At 42.9% G+C, this 24908-nt stretch carries 20 protein-coding genes; 12 read left to right on the top strand and 8 right to left on the bottom strand.

Going from position 1 to position 24908, the window contains the following annotated elements:
- Nucleotides 1-149 precede the first annotated feature (149 nt).
- From EOD41_RS17635 to EOD41_RS17625, 3 genes are all read left to right on the top strand, one after another.
- The gene (locus EOD41_RS17635; protein ID WP_127707397.1) at nucleotides 150-1304 is read left to right on the top strand and encodes a hypothetical protein; all 1155 of its coding nucleotides are present in this window, start codon (nucleotides 150-152) and stop codon (nucleotides 1302-1304) included.
- Between the two features lie 147 nt (nucleotides 1305-1451).
- On the top strand, nucleotides 1452-3107 hold the full coding sequence (locus tag EOD41_RS17630; RefSeq protein WP_127707395.1) for a M1 family metallopeptidase: 1656 nt from the start codon (nucleotides 1452-1454) through the stop codon (nucleotides 3105-3107).
- Between the two features lie 76 nt (nucleotides 3108-3183).
- Nucleotides 3184-3912: a head GIN domain-containing protein gene (locus tag EOD41_RS17625; RefSeq protein WP_127707394.1), complete on the top strand. Its 729-nt coding sequence runs from the start codon at nucleotides 3184-3186 to the stop codon at nucleotides 3910-3912.
- A gap of 68 nt (nucleotides 3913-3980) precedes the next feature.
- Here the strand turns inward: EOD41_RS17625 and EOD41_RS17620 are convergent, their stop codons facing one another.
- The 3 genes from EOD41_RS17620 to EOD41_RS17610 are packed head-to-tail and all read right to left on the bottom strand — an operon-like array spanning nucleotide 3981 to nucleotide 7476.
- Entirely contained in the window at nucleotides 3981-4706 is a 726-nt protein-coding gene (locus EOD41_RS17620) for a DUF2490 domain-containing protein (RefSeq protein WP_127707392.1), read from the bottom strand.
- A 10-nt stretch (nucleotides 4707-4716) separates the two neighbouring features.
- Complete coding sequence (locus EOD41_RS17615; RefSeq protein WP_127707390.1) at nucleotides 4717-5742, bottom strand: hypothetical protein; 1026 nt, start codon at nucleotides 5740-5742, stop codon at nucleotides 4717-4719.
- Nucleotides 5743-5754: 12 nt separating this feature from the next.
- Nucleotides 5755-7476, bottom strand: a complete 1722-nt coding sequence (locus EOD41_RS17610; protein ID WP_127707388.1) for an ArnT family glycosyltransferase — start codon at nucleotides 7474-7476, stop codon at nucleotides 5755-5757.
- 123 nt (nucleotides 7477-7599) lie between these two features.
- Between EOD41_RS17610 and EOD41_RS17605 the strand changes: the two genes are divergently transcribed.
- The 4 genes from EOD41_RS17605 to odhB all read left to right on the top strand — a co-directional run bounded on the left by EOD41_RS17605 (nucleotide 7600) and on the right by odhB (nucleotide 14255).
- The gene (locus EOD41_RS17605; protein WP_127707386.1) at nucleotides 7600-8061 is read left to right on the top strand and encodes a DinB family protein; all 462 of its coding nucleotides are present in this window, start codon (nucleotides 7600-7602) and stop codon (nucleotides 8059-8061) included.
- Nucleotides 8062-8158: 97 nt separating this feature from the next.
- Complete coding sequence (locus EOD41_RS17600; RefSeq protein ID WP_127707384.1) at nucleotides 8159-9457, top strand: DASH family cryptochrome; 1299 nt, start codon at nucleotides 8159-8161, stop codon at nucleotides 9455-9457.
- 359 nt (nucleotides 9458-9816) lie between these two features.
- The gene (locus tag EOD41_RS17595; protein WP_127707382.1) at nucleotides 9817-12618 is read left to right on the top strand and encodes a 2-oxoglutarate dehydrogenase E1 component; all 2802 of its coding nucleotides are present in this window, start codon (nucleotides 9817-9819) and stop codon (nucleotides 12616-12618) included.
- 53 nt (nucleotides 12619-12671) lie between these two features.
- Nucleotides 12672-14255 (top strand): 2-oxoglutarate dehydrogenase complex dihydrolipoyllysine-residue succinyltransferase, encoded by a 1584-nt coding sequence (gene odhB, locus EOD41_RS17590; protein WP_127707380.1) that lies wholly within the window; start codon nucleotides 12672-12674, stop codon nucleotides 14253-14255.
- 35 nt (nucleotides 14256-14290) lie between these two features.
- Here the strand turns inward: odhB and EOD41_RS17585 are convergent, their stop codons facing one another.
- On the bottom strand, nucleotides 14291-15538 hold the full coding sequence (locus EOD41_RS17585) for a glycosyltransferase 87 family protein (protein ID WP_127707378.1): 1248 nt from the start codon (nucleotides 15536-15538) through the stop codon (nucleotides 14291-14293).
- Nucleotides 15539-15718: 180 nt separating this feature from the next.
- Here EOD41_RS17585 and EOD41_RS17580 point away from each other — a divergent pair, with 180 nt between their 5' ends.
- Complete coding sequence (locus tag EOD41_RS17580) at nucleotides 15719-16372, top strand: TetR family transcriptional regulator C-terminal domain-containing protein (protein ID WP_127707376.1); 654 nt, start codon at nucleotides 15719-15721, stop codon at nucleotides 16370-16372.
- 2 nt (nucleotides 16373-16374) lie between these two features.
- A complete protein-coding gene (locus EOD41_RS17575; protein ID WP_127707374.1) occupies nucleotides 16375-17697 on the top strand; it encodes an ABC1 kinase family protein in 1323 nt (440 codons plus the stop codon).
- A gap of 8 nt (nucleotides 17698-17705) precedes the next feature.
- Here the strand turns inward: EOD41_RS17575 and EOD41_RS17570 are convergent, their stop codons facing one another.
- Nucleotides 17706-18710, bottom strand: a complete 1005-nt coding sequence (locus tag EOD41_RS17570) for a hypothetical protein (RefSeq protein WP_127707372.1) — start codon at nucleotides 18708-18710, stop codon at nucleotides 17706-17708.
- Between the two features lie 60 nt (nucleotides 18711-18770).
- Between EOD41_RS17570 and EOD41_RS17565 the strand changes: the two genes are divergently transcribed.
- A complete protein-coding gene (locus tag EOD41_RS17565; protein ID WP_164849975.1) occupies nucleotides 18771-19082 on the top strand; it encodes a Dabb family protein in 312 nt (103 codons plus the stop codon).
- Between the two features lie 22 nt (nucleotides 19083-19104).
- Here EOD41_RS17565 and EOD41_RS17560 read toward each other — a convergent pair whose 3' ends face one another.
- Genes EOD41_RS17560 through EOD41_RS17550 form a run of 3 tightly spaced genes read right to left on the bottom strand, consistent with a single transcriptional unit; the run spans nucleotide 19105 to nucleotide 22204 of the window.
- A complete protein-coding gene (locus EOD41_RS17560) occupies nucleotides 19105-19743 on the bottom strand; it encodes a gluconate 2-dehydrogenase subunit 3 family protein (RefSeq protein ID WP_127707368.1) in 639 nt (212 codons plus the stop codon).
- Nucleotides 19744-19753: 10 nt separating this feature from the next.
- Complete coding sequence (locus EOD41_RS17555; protein WP_127707366.1) at nucleotides 19754-21487, bottom strand: GMC oxidoreductase; 1734 nt, start codon at nucleotides 21485-21487, stop codon at nucleotides 19754-19756.
- Between the two features lie 15 nt (nucleotides 21488-21502).
- Entirely contained in the window at nucleotides 21503-22204 is a 702-nt protein-coding gene (locus EOD41_RS17550; RefSeq protein WP_127707364.1) for a 3-keto-disaccharide hydrolase, read from the bottom strand.
- A 181-nt stretch (nucleotides 22205-22385) separates the two neighbouring features.
- On the opposite strand from EOD41_RS17550, the gene EOD41_RS17545 reads away from it, so the two are divergent.
- Both EOD41_RS17545 and EOD41_RS17540 read left to right on the top strand, forming a co-directional pair.
- Nucleotides 22386-23624 (top strand): DEAD/DEAH box helicase, encoded by a 1239-nt coding sequence (locus EOD41_RS17545; protein WP_127707362.1) that lies wholly within the window; start codon nucleotides 22386-22388, stop codon nucleotides 23622-23624.
- A complete protein-coding gene (locus EOD41_RS17540) occupies nucleotides 23621-24595 on the top strand; it encodes a glycoside hydrolase family 43 protein (protein WP_127707360.1) in 975 nt (324 codons plus the stop codon). Before EOD41_RS17545 ends, EOD41_RS17540 begins: the two co-directional genes overlap by 4 nt.
- Nucleotides 24596-24908: the final 313 nt, after the last annotated feature.

The following is a 24908-nucleotide window of genomic DNA, read 5'->3' as shown; positions in this document are numbered from 1 at the left end:
TAAAATCTATAGCGTTTTGATACACAATTATACCATAGCCTGACATTGGTTAATTTGGCTCTATGCAATCGATATTTTTATATATGAATTATTAATGTAGATTTGTACACACAAGCAAACATAACGCTTACATAACCAATTACTTAAACATGAAAAGACCCTTACTTTATTTATCTGCTATTGCAATTGTTGCTATTGCCGGCTGTAAAAAAGAGTCATCGCCATCAACCAAAGCCAATGCAACAAAACTAAAGGCAGCCGCCACACCTGCTACAGCCGCTTACCTTGACACTACGGTTACCAACTTTTTCAGGCGCGAAACCGGCCATATTGCCAGCGACGGCGGCTCAAGTATTCCATTGTCAAACGGTAAAGTGTTGTGGCTGATGGGCGACAGCCATATTGATGATTACCGCGCATCTGATGGTACCATACCTTACCTGTTCCAGGTGCGTAACGCGGCTTTGCTGCAACCAAAGGGCGACTGGAACTGGCGTAACACACAAACGCTTATCGGAAACGGTAACAATCCTAAAAGCTATTTGAAAAATACCGACGATACAAAAAAATGGATATGGCCGGGATCAGGCATTGAGGTTAAAGGTAACCTGTATGTGTATTGCGGTTATCTGCAACAAACCAACACCGGATTTGGCTTTGAAGCCGCCCCGCGCGACCTGTGGGCCAAAATACAGCTATCAGACATGAAAGTGCTGTTTTATGTGGAGCTACCGGACTTTAAAGGAATTAATTTTGGCCTGTCGTTCATAAAAGATCCCAACAGCGATTATGTGTATGTGTTCGGCAATAAAATGACCTTTATTTACAACGACATTTTTCTTGCACGATTTAAAGCCACTACTGAACCCCCGGTTTGGGAGTTTTATGATGGCAAAGATTTCTCAAAAGACATCAACAAAATTAAACGGGTAGGCGAAGCCATGTCGAGCGGATGCCATGTAGCCCAGGTTGGCAGCCAGTTTGTTATTGTAAGTACCGAATTTAGTGTGGGATGTGATCAGGGTAAACGCATCTATATTTCAACTTCGGGCAGCCCGAGAGGCCCATATACGCCAAACAGAGCTATTTATACCATTACCGATACCGTAGAAAATCACTACCCTTTCTTTTACGCGCCGGTATTACATCCTGAGTATATTAACGAAAAAAACGAGGTGCTGCTTACATACGCCATTAACGGGTACCCCGGTTGCTTGCCCGATCATGTGAACTTCCGTTCTGATCCCGACCGCTACCGCCTGCGTGGCGTACGGATACCATATTCGGTAATTGCAGCACGATAATATAAAAAAGCCGGTGAAATTACCGGCTTTTTTATATTAAATCCTACCTAAAGAAAATAAGCGAAAATCACCTTTTAACTTTATGGTCAACTGTAAAGTTCAGGATTATTGCTACTTTGGTACGATTAACTGACTCAATAACAAAACATGAAAACCCTTGCAAAACTATTGCTGCTTATTGTTTCCTTTCCCCTGTTATCAAAAGCACAATTATTACAAAAAAAAGAAGCTTATACCCGCGCCGATACTTTACGCGGAGCGCTAACGCCACTGCGTACCTGCTACGATATTAATTACTACCACCTTGATGTTAAGTTTGACATCGACCAAAAGTTTATAAGCGGAAACGTACTGTTTAAATTTACTGCTACGCAGGATTTTACCAAACTTCAGTTTGACCTTTACGAAAACCTGAAAATTGAGAAGGTAGTGTACAAAGGCAAAGAACTTCCATTTACACGCGAGTTTAATGCGGTATTCGTTACTTTCCCTAAAGCTGTAAAAAGCGGTGCTAAAGATGAGTTTACAGTTTTCTACTCAGGCAACCCAACCATTGCCAAACATGCCCCCTGGGATGGCGGTGTAGTGTACACTACCGATTCACTTAAGCGCCCGTGGGTGGCTACAGCCTGCCAGGGCGCCGGCGCCAGCATCTGGTGGCCAACCAAAGACCACCAGGCCGATGAAGTTGACAGTATGCTGATCAGCATCAGCGTACCAAAAGGTTTGAAAGACATTTCAAACGGCCGACTGCGTAAAACCACCGAGCTTAAAGATGGCTACACCAAATTCGATTGGTTTGTTAGCTATCCTATCAATAACTACGACGTAGCAGCCAACATTGCAAACTATGACCACATCGGTGATAGCTACGATGGCGAAGACGGCAAACTTACGCTTGATTACTGGGTACTTAGCTACAATGTTGAGAAAGCTAAAAAGCACTTCGGCGAAGATGTAAAACCGATGCTGAAAGCTTTTGAATACTGGTTTGGGCCATACCCTTTTTACCGAGATGGCTATAAGTTGGTTGAAACACCGCACTTGGGCATGGAACATCAAAGCGCCGTTGCCTATGGTAACAAATACAAAAAAGGTTACTTAGGCATGGACATGGCAGGTACAGGTACAGGCTTGCAATGGGATTATATTATTGTGCACGAAAGCGGCCACGAGTGGTTTGGTAACAATATCACCACTAAAGACATTGCCGACATGTGGGTACACGAAGGTTTCACCAACTATTCGGAAGCGTTATTTACTGAAAGCCGCTGGGGTAAACAAGCCGGTTTAGAATACATTCATGGCTTAAGGACAGGTATCAGCAATGATGGCCCTATCATCGGGCCATACAACGTAAACAAAGAAGGCTCAGGTGACATGTACCCTAAAGGTGCAAACCTGCTGGGCATGATACGTACCATTATTAATGATGATGAGAAATGGCGCGGCATATTGCGTGGGTTAAACAAAACCTTTGGTAAAAAAACCACTACCAGCGATGAAGTGATCAAATACATTAATGAACAGGCCGGTATGGATTTAACTCCCGTATTTGATCAATACCTGAAACATGGCGCACTGCCTATACTTGAGCTTGCCGAGTTTCGCGGAAAATTATATTGCCGCTGGATAGCCGAGGAGCAAAAATTTAATATGCCGGTAAGGGTAAAAGTAAAAGATGGCGAATATAAAGTGATCAAACCTACACGTAAACTTTCTGCTGTAAATATTGACGGCGCTACAAAAGACAATATTGAGGTTGATACTTTTAACTTTTACATAGGTGTTTTAAAAGAGTAATGATATATTAGTTAAGTTTTCGTGCAACGTTTTGATAAACTGTTGCGTCTAATTACTAAACATTAACTATTCCACAATGAAATCACTAACCAAACTTATGCTCGCCGTAGTTTTAACTATAGGCAGTGCTGTTACAGCCGTTGCAAATACTGCTGTAGCCATAGTTAAACCGGCTTACAATACCGAAGACCGTCACCTATCAGGCTTCAACGCTGTTGAAGTAGCAGGTTCATTTGATGTTATAATCATGCAATCATCAACCGAATCAGTAAAAGTTGACGCGCCGGCGAATGTTTTAAAACGGATTGTTACAGAAGTTAAAGGTGGCGTACTGAAAATCTATACTCAGAAAGGCGATTGGAACTGGGATGGCGACGACCATGTTGTAGTTCATGTAAGTGCTAAAAGCCTTAACAGCATTGCGCTTGCAGGATCAGGTGATGTAAAGTTTGACGGCGGCATAAAAGGCACTTCATTAGCTTTAAAGCTAAGCGGGTCAGGTGATGTTAGCGGTAAAGTTGACGTTACCAATCTTGAAACCAGCATTGTTGGTTCAGGCGATATCAAAGTAACCGGTCGTGCGCAAAATTCGGTGGTTAAGGTTGCCGGCTCAGGTGATTTTACAGGCACCAACCTGATTACTACCAACACCACCGTAAACGTAGTAGGTTCAGGAGATGCACGTGTTAATGCCAGCCAAAAAGTTAACGCCGCAATTGCAGGTTCAGGCGACGTATACTACACCGGCGGCGCTACCAATATCTCAAGCTCAACCAGTGGCAGCGGCGATATCTCGAAGTTTTAAGATTTTCCTTATAAAAGCAAAAGGCGATGAAGAATTCATCGCCTTTTGTGTTTCAGTTAGGTGGCGTTTTAAAACCTTGTATAAACTACTAACTGGGCTACATGGTTAGTGATGTAAATACTGTTAGGCGATTTACTATAGTGGTTTAAATATCCTGCTTCAATATCAAACTTTTTGCTGAAGCGATAACCAATAGCTATAAAGGCGCGGTTCTGATCGTAAAAACTGTCGTTTAACTTGCTTTTGTTTTGAAGGTTTAAAAACAGCTCGTTTTGGGCGGCAAGGTAAATACCTTTACTAAATACCGAATCCTTTTTAAACGGAACAATCCCCCTTACAAAATATCGGAAGCGCTGGGAGAAAAGGTTGTCGTTGCTTTCTGCATCACCGGTTGAAGTATTGCCTAAAAAGCGTTGCTCCAATCTGAAACGGTGTGAAAGCGATATATTCCTTCCCACTTTGTGTGATATTACAAACTGCTCCCAGATACGGCTTTCGGGACGGAAGGTCTTTTCATCAAGGGGTGAACGACCATTGGTACCAATATAAGCGTAGCCTAGGCTGGCTACATGGTTATTATCAAAATAATAAGCTACCGATGGGCGTAACAGAATATTGCGCAGGTATTTCACATCGTCAGCCGAGCGGAACTGCCCGTCGAAAGCCACACCCCATTTGTCCGAGAGTCGCTGGGTGTGAAACCATGCGCCCCAAACGGTGGATTGTGACGATTGCGCGAATAAACGGGTGCTTAAAAGGCACACTATGGCCATAAGTAGTACTGTTTTTCTCATTATATAGATGTTAGTTCTTAAACTTTACAAGGGTGTTTCTTCCAAGATCCATTACTACGCGGAAAGCCTGTTGGTTGTCATTCCATTTGGCCGGCGACTGGTGGAAACTGAAAATAAACTGCCCCTTAATATTCTTAAACAGAAAAGGGGTAAAAATAATATCAAGGCGGTTATACATTTTTTTCAGGTAGTACGAATCACCATAGATAATATGGTGCCCCTGCCCTGCGTAAAACTCATCGTACAAAGCAAAGCGTTTATAACTTAAATAAGCGCTGGCTACAAATCCTGTAGGTGTTTTAAAGCCGTTGTCTCGGTTCTCACGCTCAAATGAGAACATGCCGCCTGCTTCAATGCTCAAAGAGTCCAGGGATGTTTTTTTGGTAAGATCAAACCCTAAACCTACCTGCCCGGCGCCGTTATCCTGCAGCGGGTGGTTAGGATCGGCAACCTCGGCACCGGCATCATGCAGCATCATAAAGTAATGCGATATATAGAACATGCCATCAGTAGCCGGCTTATATCTTCCGGCGAAGCCGAAAAGAAACTGCTCACGGTCGGTACGTGTTTGTCGACTCACCCAATCAAGCCATACTGTCTCGGTGAAATGCTCATTGGTAAAGCGGGTTAATAATCCCTCAACATTGGGGCGGTAATAACGCAGTGTATCGTTCAGCAACGCACGAGGGTAGTTAGTCAGCAACCCCTCGCGCGGGAACATACCGGCATTAAACAGCCAGTTACCGCTTTGGTAATTATAATAAGCAACCGGATCAACCTTTAAAAAGTATGGCTTGGCCCCAAACTCATGTATGCCGTTAACGCCAACAATAAAGCGGTTTACACTGTCCAGATTCAGTCCCAGATCAAGCGCCAAACGTGTGCCCGAGTAAGTGCGCGAACGCGGAATGAACGCTTTGTACTCCCGGTTATCTAAAAATCCTAAGGCGTTAAAATTAATATCGAGGCTTTGGGCAAGCGCGGCGCTACTAAGCAGGGTGCAGACAATTAGCAGCAGGTAAACCTTTTTAAACATGCGCAAAGGTATTTATTCCGACGTAAAAGTAATAATGCCACTGTTACGGCTCCCGCTGAATGGCTCGGTACGTATTGAAAACAACAAGTCGTATCTTCCTTTTTGCTTTGGTGCGGTTATCTTAAATTTATAATGGATGTTTTGGCCTGGCTGTAAGATAATATTGTTAAAGCCTGTGTCTGCCGACTGCACTGCTTGTTCATTCTTTAGCTTGAAAAAGCAGGCTTCTAAAAACACTTTGTGCTTTTGCTTTTCATTACTGAAACTTACCGGGTAAGAATAGGGGTTAGTGATCTTCAGCGTGATTTCCTTTGTTTTTCCTGACGGGATAGCAATCGTTTTAACACCCGGATCAATGCTGATTTTTTGATACGTACGTACACTGTCTATCCAACAAGTATACCAGGTGTGATTACCTGTAACAATACTATCCTTTAAAAACGGCAAGTGCAAGGTAGATATATAATGTACCTTTTTATTTTGGATGCTATCTTCAAGCGGCCAAATTTCGAATTGGGTAAGCCGGTAATAACGCGAGTCGTACGAGAAGGCTTTAAGTGTGTTGTTATAAAAATTATAACGTGAGGGCATCTGGAAGCCTTCATCCATCATAACCCAATTGTCACCTGCCTTCTTATGCATAGCAAGCACTTCTTCGCGATAGCCAAAAAAGCGGCGTACTGCTTCCATCTTTTGTACGAAAGGCGGCGCTGCAACCAGCAACAGCCTTATCGCTACTATTATGATGATGTTGGCTATAGCCAGTTTTTTAAACCATTTCGGCGGATAGCCCTTTTCGGCAAAATAAATCAGCATAAGTATCAGCAGGGCAGCAAATGCGATGATAGTCCACTGAGGCTGTACTTCGCCGCGAATTGAGCTGATCAGAAAGAACAGCATAATGCCTATAAAATTTACCTGCAGGCAGCGAGCAAAGGCATCTTTCTTAAAGAAATTAAAATTAAAGCCGCGGTAAAAAAGCAACCAGCCGGTGAGTACACCAGCCATAAGCGTTTGTGAGGCAATATAAGCCAGCGTATAATCGGGCCGGTATGTTTTTTCTGAACGATCGGCGAGATGGTATGCCACCGATGGATAATTATTTTCAACCTGCCATAAAATGTGCGGGATGTATAAGCCTATTGACACCAGTACAATTAGCCAGAATGTCCATCGCGTAAGCAGTTTAAAATTCGCCAGCACTGTAAAACCAATAAGCAATACAGCATGATATTTACTGTAAAGCAGGCACGCAACTATTATCCCTAATAAAACAGCCTGCCACCATTTGTTATCATCAAGATACTTTTGATAAGCATAAAAAAAAAGCGCGGTAAAAAACAGCAGCGGGCCGTCAGGCGTGGTAATAAAACCATAAATATGCAAGGTGAACATACCTCCGGCTATCAGTATAAACCATAGTGCGTTAGCCTTATATTTTTTAGCGATAAGCCACAGCAGATATAGCGTAGCAGTGCTCGACAGGATATTTATAAGACGTAAGCCCAGCTGATTATGTATAATTATATCACCCGGCCTGATGAACAATGCTACCATCGGCGGATGATCAAAATACCCCCAGTCGAGCAGCCTTGAATACATCCAGTAATAAGCTTCGTCGGCATGCAGCTCAAGAGTGCAAGCTTGCAAAATATTTAAAGCCGTCCAAAGAAATAAAAACCATTTGATATAGCGTTCGCCCCTGGCCGGAATGTTTATAGTATTATCAACCATCTACCGCAAAGGTTAAAATTTAATATGGCTTCGTCATGAAATTACCATTTCAATTATGTTAATGCTGCTCGGCTTTTCATTTACGGTAAGAAAAAGCATATTTACAGCGTTAACTCCCCCATTATGTTAAAAGCTATTGAAATACTTTACAAACCCCGCACATATCTTGTTAAACTTATTGAAGGCCTTACTATTGAACAATTAAACCAGATACCAACCGGCTTTAACAATAATATCATCTGGAACTTTGCTCACATGATAGCCGCCCAACAAGGTGTATGCTACATACGTGCCGGATTGAAAACGGTTATTGATGAAGATTTATACATGGCTTACAAACCTGAAACAAAGCCTGAAAAATTTGTTGATGCCGCCGAGTTAGACACCATAAAACAACTTGCCTTTTTTACCCTCGACAAACTGGAAGAAGATTATCATGCAGGTATTTTCGGTGGTTATATACCATGGACAACCCGCTACGGTGTCGATATAAATAATATTGATGAAGCGATAAAATTTCTCCCGTTTCACGATGGATTGCATACCGGCTATATAATGGCGCAACGTCGTGCACTGCTGCGGTAGGTTGTGTTATTGCGATGTCAAATATTGGCGACATTTATACAATGCAGATAAATAATTTGCATTTTTGTATACTGCCGTAAGTTATTTCTATTTAATAATGAGTGAGAGGACTATTCTGGTTTGGTTCCGTAACGACCTGCGTATTCATGATAACGAGATTTTGTTAGAAGCTACACGTAAGGCTGATAAGGTATTACCGGTATATTGTTTCGATCCTTTTTATTTTAAAAACAAAGATTGCGGCGGTGCAAAAACCGGAAATTTCAGGGCACGTTTTTTACTTGAATCAGTAACTGACCTGCGCAATAATCTGCGTGCGTTGAGAAGCGAGTTGATTGTTCGGGTCGGCGATCCGGCTGAAATAATTCCGCAGCTTGCCCAGCAATACCAGGTTAATGAGGTATATCACCACCGTGAAGTTGCTTTTGAGGAAACCGGTATATCTGAACAGGTTGAAGCGGCTTTATGGAAAATCAAGCTTAACCTTAAACACTTTATAGGTCATACGCTTTACCACAAAGAAGACCTTCCGTTCCCCATAAAGGACATTCCCGACAGTTTTGCTTTATTCAAAAAGAAGGTTGAACGTGACAGCGCCGTTCGCCAGGAAACCGGCAGCCCTGAACATATCAATACTCCTGAAATCACCGAAGCAGGCGAAATACCAACACTTACAGACCTTGGTTTGGCCGAACCTATTGACGACCGGAGGGCTACACTACACTTTACCGGAGGCGAAAGCACAGGTTTGATAGCGCTTGAAAAGTTCTTTGCCAACACACCTGTTAGCGGAAAGGCTCAGCGGAACTTACAAACCCAGGCAGAAAACTCGTCAAAGCTTTCACCATGGCTGGCATTAGGTTGTTTGTCATTAAGACGTGTTTACTGGGAGGCTTTAAAACACGGGCATAATCATAATAGCCCGGTAGTTACCGAGTTGTTGTGGCGCGATTACTTCAGGTTTATGTTTAAAAAGCACGGTCAAAAGTTTTTTAAACCGGAAGGTTTTAAAGCTGAAGCGCCGGAAACCGCCCCTAACCAGGACGAGCTTTTTGAGCACTGGAAGCAAGGCAATACCGGTGTTCCTTATGTTGATGCTGCCATGCATCAGTTAAATGCCACAGGCTATATTGACAATTATAGCAGGCAGATTGTTGCAGGTTACCTGGTGCGTGAACTTAAAGTTGACTGGACACGCGGAGCTACCTACTTTGAAGAAAAGCTGATCGACTATTCGCCGGCAAGCACATGGGGTAATTGGGCCTTTGTAGCAGGAGTGGGTAATGATCCAAAAGAAAACCGCAGTTTCATCAACAAGTCTGCAGCCGATCTTGAAAGTCGCAGCCCTTTTATTGATACCTGGCTAACCAGCGGCGAAACAGCTTTAAGTCACTGATATTAAAAAGATTTATAACATTTTTTAAATTATAACGTATATATAGTATATGAATTCTTTCGAGCAATATACGCTTATCATTGGCCTTCTGGCCGTCCTTTTCGAGGGGTTCTCATACCTGCGCGGTTTGGTGCAAAAATCATTGCACTAATCCGGCTTTCTTATGCGGCCTGTCACAGGTATTTAAAATTCTTTCGGGCAGCATTATGCTGTAAACTATGTTTGGTTTTTTTGTGTTAGGTATTATAACGGTATATGCCTGCGTTAAAAACACGGTAATTGTATTGATTTACAAATAAAGTTTAACGTTTGTAATACCTTATGTTTACTTTTGCACAGTTTTATTGATTGCATTTACAATGAGCGACCTGGATTATATAAACAGCGGAAACGCTGCATACATCGAATCTTTATACGAAGCATATAAACAAGATCCTGAATCAGTCGATTTTGGGTGGCAGAAATTTTTTGAGGGGTTTGATTTTGGCAGGGGTTCAAGCGCCGGTACGGTAAGCGTTGAAACGCCCGAGCACTTCCTGAAGGAAATTAATGTATTGAACATGATTGACGGGTACCGCCACCGCGGACACCTGTTTGCCAAAACCAACCCGGTGCGCGAACGCCGCAAGTACTTTCCGGGAAAAGAACTGGAAACCTTCGGTCTTAGCGATGCCGATTTAGATACCGTTTTTAACGCCGGTGTTGAAGTAGGCCTCGGCCCTGCCAAGCTGCGCGATATACACCAGTTACTTGAAGATACATACTGCGGCCCTATAGGCGCCGAGTATCGCTATATACGTAATCCCATCAAAATAAAATGGTTTGAACAGCGCATGGAAAAACAGCGCAACAAGCCAACCTTCAATGTTGATGAGAAAAAACTGATGCTGAATAAGCTTACTCAAGCAGTAGTTTTTGAAAATTTCCTTGGAACAAAATTCCTGGGACAAAAACGTTTCTCGCTTGAGGGTGCCGAGTCAATGATACCTGCGTTGGATTCAGTTATTCAGAAGGGCGCGCAAATTGGTATCGAAGAATTCATCATCGGCATGGCGCACCGTGGCCGTTTAAACGTGCTGGCCAACATCATGGAGAAAACCTACAAAGAGATCTTTTCTGAATTTGAAGGTAAAAACTATGATCTTGACTCACCACATGGCGGTGACGTAAAATATCACCTTGGTTTTTCAACCGATGTTGACGCGGCTAACGGCAAAAAGGTGCACTTAAGCCTTTGCCCTAACCCATCGCACCTTGAAGCGGTTGACCCTGTGGTAGAAGGCATCACCCGTTCAAAAATCGACTTTAAATACAACGGCGATTTCAGCAAGATAGCGCCGATACTCATACATGGCGACGCTTCGGTTGCCGGACAGGGCATTGTGTATGAAGTGCTGCAGATGGAAAAGCTTGACGGTTACCGTACAGGCGGCACCATTCATTTGGTTATCAATAACCAGATTGGTTTTACCACCAACTTTAAGGATGCCCGTTCAAGTACTTACTGTACCGATGTAGCTAAAACAGTATTATCACCTGTGTTTCATGTTAACGGTGATGATGTTGAAGCGTTAGCCTATGTAATCAATATGGCAATGGAGTACCGTCAGTTATTTCATGACGATGTGTTTATTGACATACTTTGCTACCGCAGATACGGCCATAACGAGGCCGACGAGCCAAAATTCACTCAACCGGTATTGTACAAAGCAATTGACGCGCACCCTAACCCGCGCGAAGTGTACATGAAAAAGCTGATGGCAGAAGGCAGCGTTACTGAAGATTTTGCTAAACAGGTAGAAAAAGAGTTCCGTGATCAACTGCAAAAAGAGCTTGACGAGGTTAAGGCCCAGGATAAATTTACTGACCAAATGCCGATGTTTGCCGGAGCATGGCAAGGTTTACACCTGCCAACTGACAGGGAACTGTTGGTATCAACAGATACTTCTGTTGAAGAGGCAGACCTTATAGAGATAGGTAAAAAAATAACTGACCTTCCGAAAGACAAAACCTTCTTTAAAAAGATTGAAAAGCTTTTTGAGGAACGCAGTAAAATGATAAACGAAACCCATGTGTTCGATTGGGCTATGGGTGAGTTGCTTGCTTACGGTACCTTGTTAAAAGAAGGCCACCCGGTAAGATTAAGCGGCGAGGATGTTAAACGAGGTACATTTTCACACAGGCATGCTGTTCTAACGCTTGCCGAATCTGAAGACGAATTTACACCACTTAACACTTTAGATACCGAGGCTAAATTTTCTATCTATAACTCTCTGTTATCAGAATATGGGGTTTTAGGCTTTGAATATGGCTATGCTTTAGCTAACCCTAATGCCTTAACCATTTGGGAAGCACAGTTTGGCGACTTTGTTAACGGCGCCCAAATTATAGTTGACCAGTATATTGCCAGTGCCGAAACCAAATGGCAACGTGGTAATGGACTGGTTATGTTGTTGCCTCACGGCTACGAAGGTCAGGGTCCTGAGCACTCATCAGCACGTGTTGAGCGCTTTTTAGAGCTTTGCGCCGATAACAATATCCAGGTGGCTAATTGTACCACACCTGCAAACTTCTTCCATATTTTGCGCAGACAGCTGAAACGTAATTTCCGCAAGCCACTGGTTATTTTTACACCAAAAAGCTTGCTGCGTAATCCCAAATGCTCGTCGCCGCTTGAAGAATTTACCAATGGCCGTTTCCACGAGCTGATCGACGATACTTACGCCGATCCTAAAAAAGTTAAACGCGTGCTGCTATGTACCGGTAAGATTTATTACGAGCTGTTTGAAAAACAACAGGTTGATAAACGCACCGATGTTGCCATAGTGCGTATTGAACAGCTTTACCCAACCCCTGTTCATCATATACTCAAGCTGAAACAGAAGTACTCAAAAGCAAAAGAGTTTATCTGGGTACAGGAAGAACCTGAAAACATGGGTGGCTGGCCATACATTTGCCGCAAGTTCCATAACGATAAGGTATTTAAATTGAACATCATTTCACGTATTGAAGGTGCAAGTACCGCAACAGGTTATGCCAAACAGCACGCAGCTCAGCAGTTGTATATTATCAATAAAGCTTTCGAAACTCCCGGCGAAAAGGATGTAAAAGGCACTATTGATAAAACAACCAAAAAAATGGCCGAAACAGGCGCTGATTGATAAAAACAGCCCGACAACAAAACCTTTACAACTACTACAACTATATAATTACAATGAGTTTAGAAATAAAAGTTCCGCCGGTAGGCGAATCAATAACTGAAGTAACCCTGTCAAGATGGGTTAAAAAAGATGGTGACCAGGTTGCCATGGATGAAGTGATTGCCGAATTAGAATCAGATAAAGCTACTTTTGAGCTTACTGCCGAACAAGCGGGGACTTTAAAAACTATTGTTGCTGAAGGTGACACATTGCCTATTGGCGCTGTTGTAGCCAGCATTGAAGAAGGTGGTTCATCTGCACAAGCTGTTAGCACTCCTGCTCCTGAAGAAGTTGCCAAAGCTGATGAGTCGGCACCCGCTGCTCCAGCTCAAACTGCTGCACCGACTGCACCTGCTGCCGGCGGCGAAGCACTTGAAATAAAAGTTCCGCCGGTAGGCGAATCAATAACCGAGGTAACCCTGTCAAGATGGATTAAAAAAGATGGCGAAGCCGTAGAGATGGATGAAGCCATTGCTGAACTTGAATCAGACAAGGCTACTTTTGAACTCACTGCCGAAAGAGCCGGTACTTTAAAAACTTTAGCTAACGAAGGTGATACTTTGCCAATTGGTACTGTAGTAGCCAGCATATCTGGTGGTAGCGCTGCCTCTTCACCGAAAGCTGAAGCCGCACCTGCTGCACAACCAGCCCCATCTGCACCTGCCGAAACTACTGGTCAAAAAACATATGCTTCAGGCACACCATCGCCTGCAGCAGCAAAAATATTATCTGAAAAAGGCGTTGATCCGCAAGGTGTAAGCGGCACCGGTGTTGCCGGCCGTATTACTAAAGAGGATGCTTTAAAAGCAGAGAAGCCCGCAGCTCAGCCTGCAGCCCCTGCTACAAAACCTGCAACCGCCCCTGCTGCTGCCACTACTACATCATTACCGGCCGGCGACAGAAGCGAGCGCCGCGAAAAGATGTCTAACCTGCGTAAAACCATTGCTAAGCGTCTTGTTTCTGTTAAAAATGAAACTGCTATGCTTACCACCTTTAACGAGGTTGACATGTCTCCAATTATGGAACTTCGCGGTAAGTACAAAGATAAATTCAAAGAAAAGCATGGCGTTGGCCTTGGTTTTATGTCATTCTTCACCAAAGCGGTTACTGAAGCCCTTAAAGACTGGCCTGCAGTAGGCGCCCGCATTGAAGGTGAAGAAATTGTTTACAGCAACTACGCTGATATATCAATAGCTGTATCGGCCCCAAAAGGACTGGTGGTTCCGGTTATTCGCAATGCTGATAAATTATCACTTGCCGAAATTGAGAAAGAGGTAATTAACCTTGCCGGTAAAGCTCGTGAGAACAAGCTAAGCATTGAAGAAATGAGCGGCGGTACCTTCACTATCACCAATGGTGGTGTGTTCGGCTCAATGATGTCGACTCCTATTATCAATTCGCCGCAATCGGCAATATTGGGTATGCACAACATTGTTGAGCGTCCGGTAGCGGTGAACGGTCAGGTAGTTATCCGCCCAATGATGTATGTGGCTTTATCATATGATCACCGCATTATCGACGGCCGCGAATCGGTAAGCTTCCTGGTACGCGTTAAGCAATTGCTTGAAGATCCGGCAAGATTGCTGTTAGGCGTGTAAATTGGTACTTCATCTTATAAATTAACAAAGCCCGGCTAAACAGTCGGGCTTTGTACTTTATTAAGTGTTTTTTCAGGCCGGCACAACCACAGAGCCACAATTAACGCGATAGCGGCAAACGTAAGTACACGGAAATGCAGCATTAATTCGTACACATAACTGGTAACAATATCGCGCCCAATCAAGGGGGTGAAATTTATGCCGACTATAAATAACCCTGTCCAGGTAAATAAATTCATTTTTTGCTTAATGGCTTGCCAATTAAATACAAAATACCATGCAAGGTATATCAAAGCAGGCGCCGCGTAAATAAATGCGTATCGCTGCTGGTGAGGGAATAACAAGGGGATAGCTATAAACAAATAACTCATTTCCCAATATTGGCTCAATTTGCTATGTGTCGATGTAAAAGGTTTTGAGCGTAGAAAGACCAGTGTCAGTATCACAAATATCAGCCTTACCGCATTAACAATTATAAATACTATATTATAACTTAGGTTTATAAAATTCCTTTTAACAGGTAATACGCCTACGGTATCTGTTAAATAAACAGGTATCATTGCCACTAAACTGCTTGGGCCGCTTTCTGCTTCAATAGTCCAGTTTTTTTGCAGAGGATTAATCAGCGTGAACCACTCTGCCAATAAAAAATTATTGCTATCCCAGCCTAAATATAGCACAGGCAAGTATAGATAAAGCACATAACACAGGCAGGTAAGCATAGCACCCTTAATTTTCTTGCGATATAACAGGTAAAATACAAAGGGCAACGGCAATAACTTAATGTTTATAGCAAACGCCAGCAGTGCGGCACCGGCTAAAGGCTTATCGTTCCAAAACCATTTGAGGCTTTGCAAAGTAGCCCAAAGCAAAAAAATGGTCATTTGCACAGCAGTCATATCATAGCGTATAAAGCGAGCTGTAAGCACTAAACTTACAGCGATCCACCAAACACGCTGTTTTGAAGATAGCTGCGGCAAATCAAAATATTCGGTTGATAATATCCAGATACGATAAAGCAGAAAGCATGACAGAATACCCCAAAATGCTTGAGATAGTACAATGGGCAATCCCGCAAGAGGAGATAACAATAATGCAAACAACGGACTATAATAATACTGCAGGTTTTGTGCAAAAGGCGGCTTATAAATATTTTGCCCGTTAATGATTTTGCCGCCGGCATCAACAAAAACTTCGAAATCCCGGCCTGTTTTAGCACAACTGATGGCAAACGCTATAGCTAATATTGCCAATAGTATCAATAAATATTTGTTTTTGTGCATGAGAATATGGGACAATGTTAAGATGACCTAAAATAGTTGGTTTTAAGCAACTATTTAATTAAAGCTGAAAATCTTAATAAGCCAACAGGTAATATCACACGACATCAGGCGTTTATTTCAATATAAGTATGACACAAGTTTGCGTTTGCGATGTTATATTTATTTTTTCAAATCATTTTTATGGTAACTACCGAAAGTATCCAGACAGCATATATTGATTATGTATTAACTGAAGGCGCTCAGCCAAAATCAGTGTACATATTCGCCAAGCAAAACGAAATGAGCGAAGAGGAATTCTATCGCTTTTACGGCTCATTTAACGCATTGGAGCAGCACATTTGGGGCGATCTGGCTACTAAAGCACTTTTAGAGGTTGGCACGCAAGAAATATGGCCGCAATACACCGCCCGTGAGAAAGCGCTTTCATTTTTTTATGCCTTTTTTGAGCTACTTAAAAGCAGCCGGAGCTTTGCAGTTTATAGTTTAAGCAAACAGCCTAAAGGTTTGGGTAGTCCGGTTGTACTTGATCAGTTGAAAACAGTGTTTGATGGCTTTGCGGGTGAGATACTAAACCAAGGTCTGGAAAGCGGCGAACTGTCTGACAGGAAATATTTTGCAAAAAGATATAAAGACGCGCTTTGGGTTCAGTTTGGCTTTGTATTGAATTTCTGGATACAGGATAATTCAGCTGGTTTCGAAAAAACTGACGAAGCCATTGAAAAGGGCCTGAACGTAACTTTCGATCTGTTTGAGCGCTCGCCTATTGATAACCTGATTGACTACGGTAAATTTCTTTATCAAAATGGCGGAATTAAGGAGAAGATGGGCTTTTAAGCATGAGTGATACGCCTAAAGAACAAAACAGCATACCCACCAGTAAAGTACAACGTTCGGCTAAGTTCGTAAAAACCGGCTTTAAAATTGGAGGTAATTATATAAAACATTATAGCAAGAAACTGTTTAACCCCGAGCTGGATAAAACGGAGTTGAATGAAGATAACGCTTCCGATATTTACAAGTCGCTAAGTGAACTGAAAGGCAGTGCGCTCAAAGTTGCTCAAATGCTGAGCATGGATAAAAACTTGTTGCCTCAAGCCTATGTAAATAAGTTCTCACAATCGCAATATAATGCCCCTCCGCTGTCGGGACCGCTAATTGTGCAGACTTTTAAAAAACTTTTCGGCAAAACACCCGAGCAGATATACGATAAGTTTAATTTAAAGTCGACCAACGCGGCCTCCATTGGACAAGTGCATCAAGCTGAACTCAACGGCAAGAAGCTGGCTGTTAAAATTCAATATCCCGGTGTTGGCGACAGCATTTCATCGGACCTGAAATTAGTGAAACCCTTTGCATTCCGCCTGTTGGGGATGAGCGAGAAGGAACTGGATATTTACATGCGTGAAGTAGAGGAACGACTGCTTGAAGAAACCGATTATGAGCTGGAGGTGCGGCGTTCAATCGAATTTTCCAATGCCTGTGCTATACTCGATAATGTTGTTTTCCCGACATATTATTCGGAACTATCTGGCAAGCGTATTATTACTATGGACTGGCTTGAAGGAAAGCATTTGCGTGAGTTTTTGCAAACCAATCCGTCGCAGCAATTGCGTGATACCATCGGACAAGCATTGTGGGATTTCTACAATTTTCAGCAACACGAACTGCGTGCGGTACATGCTGATCCGCATCCCGGCAATTTCATGATAACACCAGATGGCAAACTTGGTATTATTGACTTTGGCTGCATCAAAGAAATGCCTGAAGACTTTTATACACCATTCTTCTCACTTACCTCTACCGACTTATTGAGCAATAAGGAAGAAACTATCAAAGCTTTCCGCCTGCTTGACATGATACATTCCAATGATACTCCGCAGCAGGTAGAATTTTATTACAACATTTATAAACAAATGATAAGCCTGTTCGCAAAGCCATACATTACTGATAGGTTTGATTTCGGTCAAACCGATTTCTTTGACGAACTGTACGGCTTTGGTGAAAAATTATCGAAAATGCCTGAGTTCAAACAGGCACGAGGGGTAAAACATTTTATCTACGTTAACCGAACCAACTTTGGCCTGTACAATATCTTGCACGAACTAAAGGCACGTGTAAAAACTGATACGTATAAGCCACATGTAGTACTTGAATATTAGATAACGCCTTAGTTAAGCTTATCTAAAAAGCCATAGTGTTCCACCAGTTTTTTTCCGTCAGGAATTTCGTTAAAAGCTCGGTAAGCTATAAAGTTCTTATCACTATCAATACCAGGGAACACCCTTGAAATTTCTTTCCTGATTTGTGTGTTTTCAGCCTTTAACGCTGTAGTATCTTTGAGATTAATTGTCGAAAGATATTGCACCATAGGGAAAATACCTTCTTTAAATACTTCAGGATAAATGCGGAAAACTTTTGGCTTCGTTTTTAAATTGTTTAATGTTAGGGGAAATTTATACTTTTCGTTTACTTCAGCCATTAACTTTTGATGAAAAGCCTGCATTTCAGCTTCTTTTTGGTATCGAAAGAAATCATCGCCCGGGTGAGCACAAATCTGTGCTAATGATATAAAGTTTACCGCATCTATTAAAAAAGATTTTTTATATGCGCTTTGTGCAAGCTTATAAAAATCAGGACTGGTTTTTCCCATAATTTTAAATGCTCCAAAATGAATGATATTAAGCTTCCAATCATCATCATATTTTCCGTATATAGCTATTGTCAAAAGATCATTGGTACCGCCTTTTACCGAAAATAGAGTTATGTACATTTCCTTGTTTAAAGCAAGATATTTTATAAGATAATCGTTATACCCTGACAACCCGGATGGGACAGTGTTGGTGATATTTGTAGTGGAGTTTTTTACATAATATTCATCAACTATTTCATAGTTTCCTGCATCTTTGAAGATATCACTTACTTGGTTTACAATCGTGTCTAACTTGTCGCCATCTTTTTCCATTAGAGCATCGGATGAAAGTTGTTTAAAAAATTTCGTATTTCCGTTTGCAAGGGCTTTAAAAAGATCAGCATTAGTTTTATCAAGCTGTTGTTTTACATCTGGTTTGATGCTCTCGTTTTTCCATATGCCGGATGTGCCAACATTGCAGCTTTGGGTTAATAAGGTAACGATAAGTATAAGAAATAATATAACTTGTTGGTGATATTTCATGGTTTAGTATAAATAATGCAATTAATATACATAATTTGCATTATAACGTATAATTTTGCCATGCTATTGAAAAATACCCTCTCGCACCACGTATTGTTTTGGTTAAAAAATCGCGGTGACCTCGACCTGTTTATTGACGGATTACATACGCTTGCTGACATTCCATCTATTCGTCATTACCATGTGGGTAAACCTGCCCAAACCTTTGACGATGTGGTTGACCGTACATACGATGCCGGTTTGCTGGTACTATGTGATGATGTAGAAGCGCTTAACGCTTACCATGCCCATCCGATACACGACGCGTTTGTTGAAAAGTATGCACGTCCACTTGTAGAAAAGGTAGTGGTACATGATGCTGTAAACGCTTAAGCAGCGCTTACTTGGCAAAGCTTTATACGTTTTCCATACCGTATTGCTTAAGCACATCTTTAGGTACACCTGTCCACTGGTTAGGCTGGTTACCTACGTAGCCTAAATCTTCAAAGCCCATTTTTGTGGTAAAGAAACCGGTAGCGGTAAGATCGCGCATGCGGTTAAAAAAAGCTACGCCCTGTTTCATATCCGGCGTTGCTTTTAGCGGATAGGCAATCCTGTCAATCATTTCAATGCGCTGCTTTTCAGTACAGGCAGCAAATATGTTGTTATAACGATTAAGGCACTGCAAATCGAGCCAGCGCAGGCCGCCACGTAGCGGTACCTGGTGATCGGGCATATCGCGGGCAATGAAATCAATAAAATCCGGCACCTTCGCGTCAGAGGCGCTACCTGATTTTTCATCCTTAGGGATGATCATATCAGCCAGGATGGTGATAGCCGCCATCTCAGCAGCGGTGAAGAATTTCGGCCCGTTCATCAGTTGCTCGTCACGCTCAACCTCCCAGGTCTGCCGGCCGGGGTCCGGCTCAGATGGTTGAGTAGGTGCAGCAGCCTTTACCTCTTTCCGTTCTTCTTTGCCTTTACATGCTTCAAGCAGCAACCCTGTTGAAAGGGTACCTAAACCTATTGCTTTGAGTGAATCGCGCCTGTTCATATTATAGTGTTTAGATGTTCAGTTTTTTGCGTTGCGATACAATGTATTCAGATGTACGCATTGATAGTGCGAGTATTGTCCAGGTGGCATTTTTATCACCCTGCTGTACAAACGGAGCGGCATCAACAACAAAAAGGTTTTTACAGGTATGCGCCTGGCACCACCTGTTAAGCGCCGAACGTTTAGGGTCATCGCCCATACGTACAGTACCTACTTCATGTATGATCTTGCCGGGGGCTTCAAGCCCGTAACCGGTATCAGCGCCTTGGTGCACATAACCAATGGCGCCCATGTTATGCATAATCTCTTTAAAGGTATCCTGCATGTGCCTGGCTTGCTTGTATTCTTCAGACGCCCATTTGTAATGGAAGCGCAGTACAGGTATGCCAAACTTATCAACCACGTCGGGGTCTATCTCACAGTAATTATCTTTACGAGCTATTGCGGTCCCGCGCCCGGCAAGGTAAACACCTGTCCCGAAAAATCTGCGGTAGTCGTTCTTCAATTCAGCGCCGTAGCCACCCGCTTCTTTCATTTTTCCGTCACGGCCGGGTACCATACCGTTCATGGTATGTATACCTGCCATATAACCGTATGAAGGCATGCGCATACCGCCACTAAATTCAATATGATATCCGCGTGGAAAATCAAGTTTTTTATTATCAAGCCACCATGGTGAGTAGAGGTGCAGAGAGCCTACACCATCTTCGTTATAACGTTTTCTGTCAAGCAATTGCGGAAGGAAACCCACCATGCTTGATCCTGTTGAATCATGCAGGTATTTACCTATCACGCCGCTTTCATTAGCTAAACCACCCGGATGCGCTGCAGATTTTGAGTTAAGCAGCAACCTTGCCGATTCACATGCGCTGGCACCCAGTACAACCACTTTGGCACGCACCTGGTACTCAAGCATATCATCCTTGTTAACGTACGATACACCTGTGGCATTACCTTCTTTATCGGTAAGCACTTCACGCACCATTGCGTTAGAGATTACCTGAAGGTTACCTGTTTTAAGCGCGGGTATAACCAAACATGATGACGCAGAGAAATCAGCATACACCTTACAGCTGCGGTTACATTGTCCGCAATAAAAGCAAGCGCCGCGATCATTATTTCCCGGCAATGGCTGAGTAAGCACCGAGCCACGACTGGGTATTACTGTTACACCGGCTTTTTGCGCGGCCTTTTTTATAAAAAGTTCAGGAAGCCGTGGCGGCGGTGGTGGTAGAAATATACCATCGGGTTCGTTTTCAAGGTTTTCAACCGTACCAAAAACACCTATTAAACGGTCAACCTTATCATAGTAAGGCTTTATTTCATCGTATGTAAATGGCCAGGCCTCGGTTATGTCATCTTTGGGTTTGAAATCATACGGGCCCATCCGCAAAGAAATACGCCCCCAGTGATTGGTACGTCCGCCAAGCATACGCGAGCGGAACCATTGAAAATCGGTACCGTCTTTTGTAGTATATGGCTCACCCTCTAATTGCCAGCCGCCAAAAGCGGCATCAAAATCGCCGAAAGGGCGGGTAGTACCTGCACCTCGTCGCGGCGACTCCCACGAGGGGCGTAACTGATCTGAGTTTTTAGCAGGATCAAAAAAAGGCCCTGCCTCAAGCAGTAACACTTTTAACCCGGCGTGTGCCAGCACATAAGCCGACATACCACCACCCGCGCCCGAGCCAACAATTACGGCATCATAAACAACGGTTGATTTTTTTATCTGAAAATCGCTCATAGGCAGGCGTCCTCATTATAACTGTTTCAATTTTATGTTACGGAAATAAACCGCGTTGCCATGGTCCTGCAACGCAATGTGGCCTTTTCCGTATGTTGCCCAATCGGGCATGCTTTTGAATTTGCTTTTTTCAACTAACGCTTTCCAATCGGCGCTGCCCATTTGCACATTAACTACTTTGCTGCCGTTAAGCCAGAAAGTAAGTTTGCCATGGTCTTTACGGATTTTGATGCTGTTCCACTGTCCGGCAGGGTTTGCTGCTTTTCCGGCTGGAATTAGGTCATATAATGATCCTGCAAGATGGTTGGCCAGTTTGTTGTCTTCAGCTTTTTCGTTATCCAGTATCTGCATTTCAATACCGGTTAAAAACGAATAGCTATATTTCGGATCTTCGTTCACATCGAAAATTATACCGCTGTTGCCGCCTTCGGCTATCTTCCAGTCGAGCGCCAGTTCGTAATTTTCATATTCTTTATCAGTGATGATGTCGCCACGGCCTTCGGCACCGGTGTTTAATTGTAAAACGCCGTCGGCAACAGTCCACGCGTCTCCGGCTACACCTTTGTTGTAGGTATGCCATCCGCCGGTGGTCTTTCCGTCGAATAATGATACCCATCCTTCTTTTTGCTCTTTCGCGGTAAGCGTGTTGGTGGTTTGCGCGAAAGTTTGGGTGCAGGTAAATAAAATGGCAACCAGGCCGGGCAGTAATTTTTTCATATCTAAATAAATAGTAGTTTTTGCTTGTTAGGTTGCGGTAAATATATTGCTTTTTTATTTACATAAACTGCAAATTAAAACCATGCTTGTAAAAAAGACGATACCTAAACACCTGCCCCAAGGTAAGCCCGGAGGATAGCCATTTAAATTTTATGTATCTTGCCATAATTTAATTCATACTGTGACATTTCACGACTTTAATTTTGACGAGCAAGTACTGGAAGGCATTTTAAGCATGGGCTTTAAACAGCCTACGCCTATACAGGAAATGGCCATTCCGGTTATAATGGGTGGAGAGGATCTGATAGCGTGCGCGCAAACCGGTACCGGTAAAACCGGGGCGTTTTTGCTGCCAATTTTAGATCAGATAGCAAAATCGCATGAGCACCATACCACCGTACTGATACTTACACCTACGCGTGAGCTGGCGCAGCAAATAGACCAGCAGGTAGAAGGTCTGGCTTATTTTGCGGGTATAAGTTCGCTGGCGGTTTTTGGCGGCGGCGACGGTATTGTGTATGAGCAGCAGCGCCGGGGAATACAAAATAATGTGAACATCATTATTGCGACACCCGGCAGGCTGATTGCGCACCTGACATCAGGTATACTAAAGCTGAACCAAATAAAGCACCTGGTGCTTGACGAGGCCGACCGGATGCTGGATATGGGCTTTTATGATGACATTATGCGCATTATCAGCTATCTGCCTAAAAAACGGCAAACGCTGTTGTTTTCGGCAACCATGCCGCCACGCATACGCACGCTTGCCAAATCGGTACTCCATAATCCGCAGCAAATAAACATCGCTATTTCGCAGCCTGCAGTTGGTATAGATCAGCAGGTTTACCAGGTAGCCGATCAGCAAAAAACGCCGCTGGTAAAGCTGCTGCTTAAGAATGGCAATTATAACAGCATCATCATCTTTTCATCAACCAAAGAAAAGGTTAAGGCAGTTTATAAAGAACTAAAAAAGGACTTCAAAATCGCCGCTTTTCATAGCGACCTTGAGCAGACCGAGCGAGAAGATATATTACGTGATTTTAAAAATAAAAGTCTGCCAATCATTATCGGTACCGATGCACTTTCCCGGGGTATTGATGTTGAAGGTATTGATTTGGTGCTGAATTACGACGTTCCGCCTGATCCGGAAGATTATATTCACCGTATTGGCCGTACGGCACGTGCTGCTACTACAGGTACTGCTATTACCTTGGTTAACGAGCGCGACTTCCGTCGCTTTAAAAGCATTGAAAAACTGATCGACCGTACTATCGATCAAAAACCTTTGCCCGAAGAGCTTGGCGAAGCGCCTGTATTTAAAGAGCGTACCGGTGGCCGCGATAACCGCAGGAAGAAAAATTTCAAAAAGAAAGGCCCTAATAAACAACATACCCCTAACAAGCCAGCTTCAAAACCATGATACGTAAACTTGCTGTATTAAGCTGTTTAGCTTTTTTATCTATTGTATCTGAGGTAAGTGCTCAGGAAAAGTCGGGCAATCCTATTTTTCAGGGATGGTATGCCGACCCAGAGGCTGTGGTATTTGATAAAACATATTGGGTATACCCTACCTACTCGGCTCCATATGACGAGCAGGTAAAATTTGATGCATTTTCATCAACCGACCTTGTGCACTGGACAAAGCATAGCAATATAGTTGATACCTCAGCCATAAAATGGGTTAAGCGTGCATTGTGGGCGCCTGCCATTGTAAAAAAGGATAACAAGTATTTCCTTTTTTTCGGAGCTAATGACATTCAGAATAACAATGAGTACGGCGGCATAGGCATTGCAGTAGCTGATAATCCGGCCGGGCCATTTAAGGATTACCTGGGTAAACCGCTTATTGATAAGATATATAACAAGGCACAGCCTATCGATCAGTTCATTTTTAAGGATAAAAATACTTACTACATTATTTATGGCGGATGGGGCCAGTGCAACATTGCTAAACTGAATAAAGATTTCACCGGCTTTGTTCCGTTTGAAAATGGTGAAACTTTTAAAAAGATCACGCCTGAAGGTTATGTAGAAGGACCGGTAATGTTTAAGCGGAAAGGCAAATATTACTTTATGTGGTCAGAAGGTGGGTGGACAGGACCTGATTACCGGGTGGCTTATGCTATTGGTGATTCACCGACAGGCCCTTTCAAACGCATTAATACCATTTTAAAGCAGGATCCGGCAATTGCAACAGGCGCCGGGCACCATTCGGTAATAAATGTACCGGGCACTGATGAATGGTACATTATTTATCACCGCCGCCCTTTAACCGAAACCAACGGCAACCATCGTGTTACCTGTATAGATAAACTTTATTTTGATGAACAGGGTTTCATCCTTCCGGTTACAATCACTAAAGAAGGTGTAACTGCGCATAAGATAAAATAGCGCATATCCAAATGTCTATAAAAAAACAACCCGCCAAGCCTCGCGCTTAGCGGGTAACCAATTAAATTAAACTATACTTTTTATTGAAAAAAAGCCAAATCAAGTGATGATCGGCAGCCGTAAATGTATTTATCAAGCGCCAATCATATCCTGTAGTGCTATAAATAGCCAAACAGGCAGACAAATGTATAAATTTTTTTATATAGTGTTATGCACACACTATTCAATAAAATTGGCATACTGTTCATTTCATTCAGTTTCGTAATAGTTAAACCTAATAAATGTTTGATTACTTTTATTAGCGGAAGTTGCA

The organism is Mucilaginibacter limnophilus (genome assembly GCF_004005815.1).
Classification (GTDB): Bacteria; Bacteroidota; Bacteroidia; order Sphingobacteriales; family Sphingobacteriaceae; genus Mucilaginibacter; species Mucilaginibacter limnophilus.
Note: the sequence above shows the minus strand (reverse complement) of the source record. Positions and strands in the feature narration are given on the sequence as shown.

Coding starts and splice junctions, on each gene's coding strand:
- EOD41_RS17635 (WP_127707397.1), top strand. CDS start 150: ATGAAAAGACCCTTACTTTATTTATCTGCTATTGCAATTGTTGCTATT.
- EOD41_RS17630 (WP_127707395.1), top strand. CDS start 1,452: ATGAAAACCCTTGCAAAACTATTGCTGCTTATTGTTTCCTTTCCCCTG.
- EOD41_RS17625 (WP_127707394.1), top strand. CDS start 3,184: ATGAAATCACTAACCAAACTTATGCTCGCCGTAGTTTTAACTATAGGC.
- EOD41_RS17620 (WP_127707392.1), bottom strand. CDS start 4,706: ATGAGAAAAACAGTACTACTTATGGCCATAGTGTGCCTTTTAAGCACC.
- EOD41_RS17615 (WP_127707390.1), bottom strand. CDS start 5,742: ATGTTTAAAAAGGTTTACCTGCTGCTAATTGTCTGCACCCTGCTTAGT.
- EOD41_RS17610 (WP_127707388.1), bottom strand. CDS start 7,476: ATGGTTGATAATACTATAAACATTCCGGCCAGGGGCGAACGCTATATC.
- EOD41_RS17605 (WP_127707386.1), top strand. CDS start 7,600: ATGTTAAAAGCTATTGAAATACTTTACAAACCCCGCACATATCTTGTT.
- EOD41_RS17600 (WP_127707384.1), top strand. CDS start 8,159: ATGAGTGAGAGGACTATTCTGGTTTGGTTCCGTAACGACCTGCGTATT.
- EOD41_RS17595 (WP_127707382.1), top strand. CDS start 9,817: ATGAGCGACCTGGATTATATAAACAGCGGAAACGCTGCATACATCGAA.
- odhB (WP_127707380.1), top strand. CDS start 12,672: ATGAGTTTAGAAATAAAAGTTCCGCCGGTAGGCGAATCAATAACTGAA.
- EOD41_RS17585 (WP_127707378.1), bottom strand. CDS start 15,538: ATGCACAAAAACAAATATTTATTGATACTATTGGCAATATTAGCTATA.
- EOD41_RS17580 (WP_127707376.1), top strand. CDS start 15,719: ATGGTAACTACCGAAAGTATCCAGACAGCATATATTGATTATGTATTA.
- EOD41_RS17575 (WP_127707374.1), top strand. CDS start 16,375: ATGAGTGATACGCCTAAAGAACAAAACAGCATACCCACCAGTAAAGTA.
- EOD41_RS17570 (WP_127707372.1), bottom strand. CDS start 18,710: ATGAAATATCACCAACAAGTTATATTATTTCTTATACTTATCGTTACC.
- EOD41_RS17565 (WP_164849975.1), top strand. CDS start 18,771: ATGCTATTGAAAAATACCCTCTCGCACCACGTATTGTTTTGGTTAAAA.
- EOD41_RS17560 (WP_127707368.1), bottom strand. CDS start 19,743: ATGAACAGGCGCGATTCACTCAAAGCAATAGGTTTAGGTACCCTTTCA.
- EOD41_RS17555 (WP_127707366.1), bottom strand. CDS start 21,487: ATGAGCGATTTTCAGATAAAAAAATCAACCGTTGTTTATGATGCCGTA.
- EOD41_RS17550 (WP_127707364.1), bottom strand. CDS start 22,204: ATGAAAAAATTACTGCCCGGCCTGGTTGCCATTTTATTTACCTGCACC.
- EOD41_RS17540 (WP_127707360.1), top strand. CDS start 23,621: ATGATACGTAAACTTGCTGTATTAAGCTGTTTAGCTTTTTTATCTATT.